Consider the following 10,907-nt stretch of genomic DNA (forward strand, 5'->3'; position numbering starts at 1 on the left):
CTTGGGCAAGGCGGCCGTGTTCCTCGCGTCCGAAGACAGTGCTTACATTACGGGCGTTGAGCTGGATGTCGATGGCGGCGTCTCTCAATACTGACCGATTGCCCGAAACACGTGGCGCCGGACCGGCGCCACCCGGGTGACGAAGAGCTCAATATGGCGAAAGCCAATGCGGAACAGACACGAAAAGTAAGCGCCGCAGGTACGATGAGGCCTCGAACCAGTTCTGAATGACATCGAAACACAAGGACGAACAGCGCTGCGCCAGACACGCCCAGTACGGCCATGATCCAGCCCTGGCGCACCTCGCGATCGATCCAGTTTTTGGTCAGATGCAAAACGTTCACGGGGTCTTCCTGTGATTGAAAAATCGTCGGTGAACAGCCCGCTCATGACGGCTGCCCACACCGATGCAACCACCGAGCCACAGAAACGCTCGCCGACCATGTGCTCGCTCTTCGCACACAGCGCCTCAGCGTGTTCAGGATCGAACGCATATGTTTCTCCAAAGTCATGGTCGAATTACCGCACAACGAACGACCGCAGAAGGCTCCGCGGACACGACTTTTCTCACCGATTCCTTCCATTCAACCGCACAGGTCCGCGCAAAGTGGCACGGGGCGGACCCAGGCGCGCCACTCTGCGTCCCGCATTCGCTTTCTACTTTCTACGGAACATCGGAGAGTGCGCCGAATTTCACACGCGTCAGGCGCTCAGATTCTAGCCAAAGCCGCTTCGCAACCGTTTCGTCCAGCGCATTTTTCGGAATCGACGCAGCCCTCGGAGACCCCTTCACCTCCGCGAAGCCGTCCGGATTGCGGCGCCGGGAAATAAAGCCCGATTACGTCGCACTCGAGCCGGGCGATGTTCGTCATACCGTCCCGGGGCGGCGTAGTCGCGTCAGTCCTCACCCCATTAACGTCGGGCAGCGTTCAACGCTCCGAACCTCCCCGAAGCGCTTCGTTGAGTTCTTCTATCGCATAGGGTTTGCGCAATACCCTGCACGGAAAGTGCGACAACACATCGTCGGACAATTCATCTCCCGACGCGAATATGACCTGCAGGCCGGGATGCGCCGCGACGGCCTGTTTTGCAAGCTTGAGTCCGGAGACGCCGGGAAGGTTCAGATCAGTGAGCAGGACATCGAATCTCCCAGCATCGAGCCGCTCTGTGGCCTCGGACGCATTCATCGCCTTTGCCGCACTGTGACCGAGCATCTGGAGAATTTCGCAGACCGCTTCTAATGAAGCCTCATCGTCTTCGACGACCAGGACATGCAATGGCCCTGCGGGTAATGCGGCAGTACCCACCCGCGCGGCGTGCGCATTACCAGACGCCATGTCGATCGCCTCGCCAGGCGTGCCGAGAATACGGCGCAGCTTGTGCGCAAGTTCTTCCTGGCTATAGGGCTTGCTGAGAAGTTCAACGCCGGGGTCCAGCCGTCCTCCATGCACGATCGCGTTCTGGGTGTAACCGGAAGTGAAAAGGATCTTCAGGTGTGGCAACAGCAGGGCTGCCTGGCGAGCCATGTCGGGACTTCGCAGCGTGCCGGGCATGACCACATCCGTAAAGAGAACGTCGATGTGAACACCGCTCTGGATCACAGCAAGCGCCTGCTCGGCGTCGTCGGCCTTCAGAACCGCATAGCCCAGGTCCGTCAGCATGCTGACGACCGTCGACTGTACCCTGGCATCGTCCTCCACGACGAGGATGGTCTCCTTGCCGCCCCTCATGACCGTGTGGCCGTGTCTTGCGTGCGGATCAACAGCCGTTTCCGTTGATCTTGGCAGATAAATCCGGATGGTCGTGCCGTGTCCCACTTCACTGTAGATCCTGATGTGCCCGCCACTCTGCTTGACAAATCCATAGGCCATGCTCAGACCCAGGCCCGTACCCTGACCTTCTGGCTTGGTGGTAAAGAACGGATCGAAGGCACGCTCGACAACCTCGGCAGGCATGCCGACGCCGGTATCGGTCACACCAAGCATCACGTACTGGCCAGGTGGGACATCCGGGAAAGGACGCACATAGCGGTCGTCCAGCATCGCGTTGGTCAGCTCAATGGTCAGACGCCCTCCTGTGGGCATCGCGTCGCGCGCATTGATAGCCAGGTTCAGCAGCACATTCTCGAGCTGGTGGGTATCGATCAGCGTGTTCCACAGCCCCGCTGCCACCACCGTCTCCACATTGATCGTTTCACCCAGCGCGCGAGCAAGCATGTTATCTATTCCGTGCACCACCGCGGAAAGATTGACTACAACCGGGCGTAACGCCTGCCGCCGGCCGAACGCGAGGAGTTGCGACGCGAGTTTCGCACCCCGCTCGACGGCATCGATCGCATGGGCAAGCCGCTCACCGCTCCAGGCGTCCCGGCGATGCCGGTTCTCGAGCAGTTCGAGGTTGCCCCTTAGTACCTGCAGGACGTTGTTGAAGTCATGCGCGACGCCCCCCGTCAGCTTGCCGATCGCTTCCATTTTCTGTGCCTGGAACAGCGCGGCCCGGGTTTTTTCCAGAAGTTCATTGGCCTCGCGCCGTTCGGTGATATCCCGCGTGATCTTCGCAAATCCCAGGAGATGTCCGTCGTCGTCGCGGATCGCATCGAGTACCACGTGCGCCCAGAAAGTCGTCCCGTCCCGACGCACCCGTCGGCCTTCTGCTTCGAACCGGCCCTCGCGGGCGGCGGTCTCCAGACCGCGCTGGGGTACCCCAGCGGCAGCATCTTCCGGCGTATAGAAGCGCGAGAAATGCGAACCGACAATCTCTTCGGCGCTGTACCCCTTGATCCGCCGGGCGCCGCTGTTCCAGTTCGTCACATATCCGTCGGGCGAGAGCATGAAGATGGCGTAATCGGTCACCCCTTGCACCAGCAGCCCGAAACGCTGCTCGCTTTCAAGCACGGCCTCGTGCGCCCGGCGCTTCTCGCTCACGTCGCGCACCGCCTGAACGGCGCCGTCGAACAGTCCCTGGCCATCGCGCAGGGCGGTGGTGACCACGCTCGCCCAGAAGGTGCTTCCGTCCTTTCGACGGCGCCATCCTTCCGAGTCGTGACGCCCCGTTTTCCGGACACTGTCCATCACCGCATCGGGGAAACCGTCACGACGGTCCTCATCCGTATAGAGAACGGAAAAATGCTGACCGAGGATTTCCTCCGGCCGGTATCCCTCGATGCGGACACCGCCCTCGTTCCAGCTGGCCACCCTGCCATCCGGGCTAATCAGGAAAACGGAATAGTCCACGGTCGACCCGACCCACCGCCGGGTCCAGTCGCTTGTATCGGGCTGCATGTTCGTCGGTTCGGGGATCGTCATCTGTCGGGTGCATTGCTTGCGTATCTGTTTCCGGAACACCGGCTCCCGGGCCTGACATAGAAATCCGGCATGGCATCTGGGCCCACATCACCTGTACGACAGTCGATTCTATCAGCGCCAGGGAGAAGAACAGATGGATCAGAACTTGCTTCGTGCAACCGGGACGCGATGGGCGATAAAGATGATCAGGGTACTGCTGGTGGATGATGAACCCGCCGTCCTGGAGGCGCTGCAACTGGCCCTCGCGGAATACGGACTGGAAGTGCACACGGCTGCCAATGGCGCCCGTGCGCTCGAATCGCTCGCGCTGTGGCGGCCAGACGTCGTCGTCTCGGACTGGATGATGCCTGTGATGGACGGCGGCCGCCTCGTGCGGGAACTCAGGCGCGCGCCAGCGCTGGCGGACATGCCGGTCTTCCTGATGAGTGCGCTACAGCCGCCAGGCGACCTGCCCATCGATGGATTCCTGCACAAGCCGTTTGGGGTACTGCAACTCCTGCGGCTCATCTACCGGCATGCTCCTGCCCGTCCGGGACATGTCGACATGCGCGCCCCGGAACGGTGACCTGATGCCGGCTGCCCGGCGACCAGCTACAGGGGTTCCGGGGAGTTGCGCGGCTCGGGGTTATATAGGATTCTTACAATTCTTCCTGTCGCGATTACATCACGGGACGGCGTCTCAGAAGGCAGGTGGGTCGTGAAGATAAATGGGCTTGGGGGAGGGAGGGGGCATGTCATCGTCTACGGAAAACGAAACCGAGCAAAGCCGTCTCACGGCGCTTGCGGAGTACGGCGTCGGATCGGCACTCGCGGACCCGGGGTTTGACCGTCTGGTGCACCTCGCCGCCAGTATTTTCGGTGTGCCGATCGCCCTGATATCGCTGGTCGAGGCCGAGCGGCAGCTTTTCGCTGCGAGTGTGGGGCTGGACGTCTGTGAAACGTCGCGCGACGTGTCGTTCTGTGCCCACGCCATCCGTGGCGACGACATCATGATCGTTCCGGATGCCCGCACCGATGCGCGTTTCCATGACAATCCGCTGGTAACCGGCGCACCCTTCATCCGCTTCTACGCGGGCGCGCCGCTGCGTACGGCCACCGGCCACGCGCTCGGCACGCTGTGCATCATCGGGCATCAGCCTCGCGAGAATTTCAGTGAGCACGACGGGCGCAACCTGCGCGATCTCGCCGCGCTCGTGCTGGACAAGCTCGAGATCCGCAGACTGGAGATGGCGCGGCGCACGAGCCAGTTCCGGTTCGAGAAGATCGCGGGTACCTCGCCCGATGCGATCATCTGTGCGGACCACCAGGGCCTGACCACGTTCTGGAATCCGGCCGCGGAGAAGCTGCTGGGGTATCGGGGCGACGAAATACTGGGCCGCAGCATCGACCTCATCGCACCGGAGCAGTTCACCGCCCGTCTGTACCAGCTCGCCGCGGCTGGCGAATCGCTCACCGAGGGGCGCACCGTGGAGATGGTGGTGCGGGCGGCCGACGGGTCGATGATCCCGGTCGAGCTGTCCGGCTCGATGTGGCGCGAAGACGGTCGCCCCAGGTTCGGCGCAATCCTGCGCGACATTACGGAGCGGCGTCAGAACGAGGAGCGACTCCTGCGGCTGGCCCATATCGATCCGCTAACCGACCTGCCTAACCGGACCATGCTCAGGGAGCAGGTCGAGCTGGCGCTCGGTGAAGAGATGTCGGCTTGCGTGATGATGGTGGATCTCGACGGATTCAAGGACGTCAACGACAGCCTTGGCCATCCAGGCGGCGATGCGGTTCTGGTCAATGTTGCCCGTCGCCTGCGGGCCTGTGCGCGTCCGGGCGACACGGTCGCCCGGATGGGGGGTGATGAATTTGCGATCCTGCTACCGGGAATACCCGATGCGATCGGGGCCGGACAGATTGCAGACGGTGTGATCGCAGCCGTATCACAGCTGCTGACGGTTGACGGGCAACCCGTGAACATCAGCGCGAGTGTCGGCATCGCGATGTTTCCCGGAGATGGACTGACAGTCAGGGAGTTGCTCTCCAGCGCTGACCTCGCGCTTTACCAGGCCAAGGCGGAGGGGCGAAATTGCCGGCGTTTTTTTAGCGCAGACCTGCGCGAGGCGGCGACGCTCAGACGCGCCTATCAGGGCGAACTTGCCAGGGCACTCGCACAGCAGGAGTTCGAGTTGCACTACCAGCCCCAGGTGAGACTGGCCGACGGGTCACTCGTGGGCGCCGAGGCGCTACTGCGATGGCGCCATCCGGAAAAAGGCCTGCTTGGCCCCGGGGCATTTCTCACCGCGGTAGAAGCGGGCCTGCTCGCGCCGCAGATCGGCGACTGGATCATCCGCACGGCATGCGCGCAGGCGGCGCAATGGCGCGGGGCGGTCCCGGACTTCCGCATGGGCGTCAACCTGTTCGGCGCGCAGTTTCGCACGGGCGATCTGGCGGACAAGGTTCTTGCTGCATTACAGGCGTTCAACCTGCCCCCTGCCGCGCTCGAACTGGAAATTACCGAGAACATCATCCTGCGCCACGATGAGCACATGCTCCGGCCGCTCCGGGAACTGCACCAGCGCGGCGTGGGCATCGCCTTCGACGATTATGGTACCGGCTATGCGTCGCTCAGCATGCTCAAGCGCTATCCGTTGTCACGGCTGAAGATCGACCAGACGTTCGTGCGCGCCATGCTGGAGTCTCCTCCAGACGCGGCCATCATCCGGGCGATCCTGTACCTCGGCCATAGCTTCGGTCTGGACGTTATTGCCGAAGGAGTGGAAACAGAAGAGCAGGCTGCACGGCTGCGCAAGAAAGGTTGCGAGACCGCGCAGGGCTTTCTCTTCGGCAAGCCGATGCCGGCCGAGGAGTTCAGGCAGCAACTTACCCGGGGCGGCTTGGTGGCCGGCGCGTCCGGTCAATAGTTCATCGAACTGCTGCGCCAGTTCGGCTAGCGTCCGCTCACCTTGACCGCCCCCATCGCCACTTTCGCTTTGAACGCGGCCGAATGCGTCCGTCGGGTTCTCTTCGTCATCTTCAAGGTTCCTTTGTCGGCATTATCGCCGGCTCAGGCCCCGAACGTTCCACTTATCCGGCTGTCCGAATTTGCACGGCCACCTCTCACCTACTCACAGACGTTCAAGCGATTGGTAGCCTCGCTAACAGGGATTGCTTCCGCCTGTGCTTGCAGCTTCTTGATCTTCACCTGGATGGTTTCGAGTGTCGGCTTAGCGACCTCCAATGATTTAATTGACGCCACTATGCGATGATTGCCCGATGCTCGGCATAACGCGGCTATCCGTACGATGCGGCGAAGAAGCAAGAATATTCGATAGAGCCGTCCAACACTCCTACGCCGGGACGATAAGGCTAATCTATGGTCACGCAAGCACCGTGCGGCGCATTAATTACCATCGACCAGATAACAAGAATCGGAGTTCGTGTATGGGTCATCTAAGTGGAAAGCTTCTCTTTGCCGCAGCCTTTTTCGCCGGCGCATGTGTCGGATGGTTTATTCGGTTTCCGCCTGCGGATAGTTCGTCAGCGGCTGGATGGGCACAAGCAGCAGGTACCGTGGCCGCCGTCATAGGTGCTTTTGGGGTGGCGAGATACCAGATCCAGGCTGAGAGAAACAGACTTGCGCGTACCGCGATTGCGGACCAAGCTAGAGAACTCCTCGGACTGCAGCAACTCGCTGCGGAACTGGCGCAGATATGCGTCCTCTCGAATTTTGAAAGATCCAATCGAGTCGAAATGACGATCTATCCCGATGCAGCAGCTGAGTTTCGCTATATTGCAGACATGCTCGCGGCATTTCCGACAGTCGCCGTGACAGCCTTGGGAAAGATGGAGGAAGTACTGCATCTACGCCGGATCGCTATCGGCGCGTCTCGCATCTTCGCAGGCGACCCAGACCTTACAGGCGATGCGTTCGTCTTGAAGCACCGCGAGATCTTTAAAAAATACCGTAGCGACAGCCTCAAAATCTCGATTGCGCTCGCCGAGCGAGTTGAAGAGGTAGCGCCAGGTGAATTTACGTTGCAGATCCGTAGACACCTCTAATGCGCAGCCTCGATTGAAAAGAAAACGTTGCATGACGTCATCCCTAACAGAATTCTTGACGATGTTGACGGCACTCACCGGTGTATACGCTGCGGGTCTGTGGGGCCGAGCCAGCAAGGCGCCAAATATTCCCACTTGGGTGCATAGCTGCGGCATAGAACCCGGCAATCCGATTCGGGCCATAAATGAGTGGCTGGCCGGGATACAGCAGGGAGGCAACAAAGCGGCTGTACTTAACCAACGTGCTGCACAGTGGACAGCCGTCTCCGTTTTGCTGTCCGCGATCACAACAGTTGTCGGCAACGTACATTAGGAAGAAAAACCACCTGTGCGACGCCGGTCATTCTACAGTTCACTAGTCGGCCTACTATCAGTTACCTAGATCATGATCGCTATTCGAACGGAAAAGCTTCGGTTCACTCTGGAAGAGATGCGGATCACGTTGTATTTAACTGAGCATCTCACCGATCCCTTCGTAAGCCGCACCCTTGCTCGCCATATTCTCATCCGAGCCGGGTGCTTCATCGATATCGTCCGTAGTCTTCGCAAGCCATTCAATGTTGCCGGTCACGATACGCGTGAGTTCCATAAGACCAAGGAGGCTTATGCAGAAACGTTTGGTGAGATTCTTCAGAAGTCTAGAGATCGACTTGGTGCCCATGTTCAAGACCTCGATTTCGGCAAACGAATCGAACTGTGGAATGATATTGAGATCGGCAAGGTCGGCTTCTTCGTTGAGGAGGCGCGCCAGCTGTACGACAGCCTTTCAGCATTCAATCTGTACGGATATATCCCGTACGCTAATCCAACAGAAATCACCGATGCCAGTCTACTGGCACACCTTCAATCCTATCAGCGCACCCTCGACAGACGCACTGGAATTGAGCTTGGGACAGACTCGCTCGCAGCAACCCGTAACAATACGAGCGCCGCGGTAAATCTCACGCCCGTACATGCGAGGGCAGCACAGCTCGCATTGATCCGTCGCTGGATCGCACTCGAGCGAGATCTTCTCCAAGCACTCGGCTCGCATCCCCGTATCGCTAGGATCGTCAGGGCACGCGTTGCTACCGATATTGTCAGTTTCTGCGACTGTCTTGTTACGCGTCTGTTGCAATCCGGCGCCCCTCAGGAGATGGACGGGCTCGACAAGCTGGTTGAAGATTCCGGTCAGTCTGCGTCAGCAATCAACGATTTCGTCGCAGCTGCAAACTTTGGTAGCGAGTTACAGCCGATACGAGATGTACGGAACTATGTCGGCGCTCATATCGAAGCGAGCGATACCTCAACCATAACGTCACTCATCGCTGACTTGGATGCTTACGATCTGGAGCGAGGATTGAAGTTTTATGAGCGCATGCTTGCCGCTTTTCTCAAGACTTGCTGCAGCGCCCCATTTTTGCGGACGTACATTGCGGACGGTGCTCGTGTGTACGGCGTCACAATGGCTGGCGCGCAGGCCATCTCATATTCAGGAAACTCTCCCGCCAGCCTCGTCCCGATCGGACACCAAGCAATCGACGACGAAAGCGCTTACCACCAGAATCTGCTTCGGTGGATAGCGGGGGACGACTCGCAAAAGGGAGATGCTCGTCAGTTCTTCCTGGCGGCATTTGTAGGATCGACAGTCGTCGAGACGATCGAAGAGGCTGACCAATTCAGTCACGGCTACAGCCAATTGCACCATGAGTTCAGGCACGCCCATCAATTCCTGGTCACGACGCTGACCGGTGGTGTCAGCGACCCGGAGTTCATCAGCGTTCTCGAGCTAATTCAGGTCTGTGCTGGCCTTACACCCTATCAACTTGTCGAAGCGCTTGTCCGGTACGCACGAGACAGTCACAATCTCCCGCCGTTACGAATCTTTCTAATTTGTCGGGTGCTCGGTGAGATTGCCAGCGCGCCGCATGCGTCGGCACGGACATTTCTCGAAACTCAATCCCAGCATGGAAACTGGCAGATCGAGCTGGAAGCCATGCTTGCGCGCTTCAAAACGTATGTTCGTGAAGAAGGGATTTTCCGCATCAACAACAAAGGGACAGCACGCACTGACTATGACGAGACCGTTCGTTCGTTGATAGCAGAATTGCAGGAACCGGAAAGATCGATGGCCCTTTTGGCATTTGCGAGTGCATTCTGCAACCAGAGAATAGGGTCCTGCGCTAAACCCTTCATGATCCACTACGCAGACCTTCAGCGTCAGATCGAATTGAGGTGGTCTTCGTTGCTAGCGGGCGACGACGAAAAGATCGCCGCCCTTAAAAAGCTCATTGCGGCCCATGACTATGTTGGCATATGTGTACTGATCGCGCTGTCCCTGAACACGCCGAATGAGCAAGTTTTGCGTGAAGCCTTACTGGACGGATGCTGCAACGGCACCATCACTCTAGCCCCCCATGACGAGGCATCGCGCAATCTCGTCTCCTGCTTTCTACTGAAGAACGATTACCTTCGAGCTTTCGAAGCCACCTCCAGCCTTGCGTCAAAAAACCCAGAGCAGATCGATCTGCAAATTCACGCTGTGGAAATACTCATGCAGATTCCAGGGGAAGGAACAGATGTCTCGCAAAAGATCACATCGATTCGACAGGCATACAAGCTTAGTGATACAGACAAAAAACGCTTGTTCGATCTCGAACGGGTATTGGCAATACGCAACGTATAGACTCATGCGAGTTGAATTGACCGCCGTTCGGTATCGCGTCGATCAGAATCACCTTCTTTCCAGTCTTCTTTGTAATGCCTTGAATTGCGCGAGGTGGCTTCCTGGTCGAGCTATTCGCAATAACCTGTTCAATAGGATGCTGATTCGTGGGGAGAACACCATCGAGCTCAAGCCGGATCCCCCGTCCTCGGCGATCTTCAGCCATCCCGTGACATGCTTTTCCGGCGCAAACTGAGTGTCAGGATATTTCTCGTCACGCCACCAGAAATAGCCCTGTTCGTTCAAGATGTAATTTTTCTCCATGGCGCCCCGCTTCCCTATATTTATAAGTGTCTTGCAGGACTACCGCCAGCCCTGCAAAGCACTACCATACCTCACCCAGCCTTATGCTACGGTAAACTCCCACGGGATGTCGTCGGATGCATTCGTGCAAGACGCAGCGATTATCTGCCCGACAGCCTCATCGTCTTTGATGTCGAATCTATCGGAATCGACTCGCGGACGGCCAGCCTTCAACTTCTCCGGCACTCGACCCATATCGAACGTGCGAACACGATCCGTGCCCTTGATCATCAGGTATTGCGATGCCTTCGCAAGATAAAGCAAATTCTTTCTCAGCGATTCGCGTTTCTCGACGTCCTTGCGATCGATCTGCCCCGTACCGACACCATGACCGAATCTGGCATGGAATGCCTTACGAGCATTGCTGTTCCAGTACGCGCCCTTACCTTCCGTCACGACATCAGCCCAGTATTCACCAATACGCTGCGCGAGCGACACGTCACGCTTGTGCTTCGCTTCGTAGTACAGGATCACATGCAAGTGAAAGCCAGTCTTCTCGCCTTGCTCGATCGTCCAGACGTAGTTCTTGATGCCTGACATCAGTTTGT

The 10,907-nt window shown here is 58.5% G+C and carries 8 protein-coding genes and 1 pseudogene; 6 read left to right on the plus strand and 3 right to left on the minus strand.

The features are described from left to right. Positions 1-16: 16 nt before the first annotated feature. Positions 17-94 (plus strand): hypothetical protein, encoded by a 78-nt coding sequence (locus tag FQ755_RS38820; RefSeq protein WP_409937793.1) that lies wholly within the window; start codon positions 17-19, stop codon positions 92-94. Between the two features lie 133 nt (positions 95-227). Continuing rightward, entirely contained in the window at positions 228-359 is a 132-nt protein-coding gene (locus tag FQ755_RS38440; protein WP_260858979.1) for a hypothetical protein, read from the plus strand. Positions 360-929: 570 nt separating this feature from the next. Here the strand turns inward: FQ755_RS38440 and FQ755_RS32055 are convergent. Beyond that, positions 930-3,305, minus strand: coding sequence for a PAS domain S-box protein (locus tag FQ755_RS32055; protein WP_260858980.1), 2,376 nt, complete (start codon positions 3,303-3,305; stop codon positions 930-932). Between the two features lie 181 nt (positions 3,306-3,486). Between FQ755_RS32055 and FQ755_RS32060 the strand changes: the two genes are divergently transcribed. The 4 genes from FQ755_RS32060 to FQ755_RS32075 all read left to right on the plus strand — a co-directional run bounded on the left by FQ755_RS32060 (position 3,487) and on the right by FQ755_RS32075 (position 10,017). After that, positions 3,487-3,870 carry a response regulator gene (locus FQ755_RS32060; RefSeq protein WP_186308720.1) on the plus strand — a complete coding sequence of 128 codons (384 nt, stop codon included), beginning with the start codon at positions 3,487-3,489 and terminating at the stop codon, positions 3,868-3,870. 166 nt (positions 3,871-4,036) lie between these two features. Next, on the plus strand, positions 4,037-6,214 hold the full coding sequence (locus tag FQ755_RS32065) for a putative bifunctional diguanylate cyclase/phosphodiesterase (protein ID WP_144160750.1): 2,178 nt from the start codon (positions 4,037-4,039) through the stop codon (positions 6,212-6,214). 520 nt (positions 6,215-6,734) lie between these two features. Further along, positions 6,735-7,352 (plus strand): hypothetical protein, encoded by a 618-nt coding sequence (locus FQ755_RS32070; RefSeq protein ID WP_144160753.1) that lies wholly within the window; start codon positions 6,735-6,737, stop codon positions 7,350-7,352. 385 nt (positions 7,353-7,737) lie between these two features. Then, the gene (locus tag FQ755_RS32075; protein WP_144160756.1) at positions 7,738-10,017 is read left to right on the plus strand and encodes a hypothetical protein; all 2,280 of its coding nucleotides are present in this window, start codon (positions 7,738-7,740) and stop codon (positions 10,015-10,017) included. A 48-nt stretch (positions 10,018-10,065) separates the two neighbouring features. Here the strand turns inward: FQ755_RS32075 and FQ755_RS32080 are convergent, their stop codons facing one another. Both FQ755_RS32080 and FQ755_RS32085 read right to left on the minus strand, forming a co-directional pair. Then, positions 10,066-10,320 (minus strand): hypothetical protein, encoded by a 255-nt coding sequence (locus tag FQ755_RS32080; RefSeq protein WP_144160759.1) that lies wholly within the window; start codon positions 10,318-10,320, stop codon positions 10,066-10,068. A gap of 81 nt (positions 10,321-10,401) precedes the next feature. After that, a pseudogene (locus FQ755_RS32085) lies at positions 10,402-10,907 on the minus strand (inovirus-type Gp2 protein); the annotation flags it as partial.

Origin of the sequence: Paraburkholderia sp. BCC1885 (assembly GCF_900996235.1) — a bacterium.
In the GTDB taxonomy this organism is placed as follows: domain Bacteria; phylum Pseudomonadota; class Gammaproteobacteria; order Burkholderiales; family Burkholderiaceae; genus Paraburkholderia.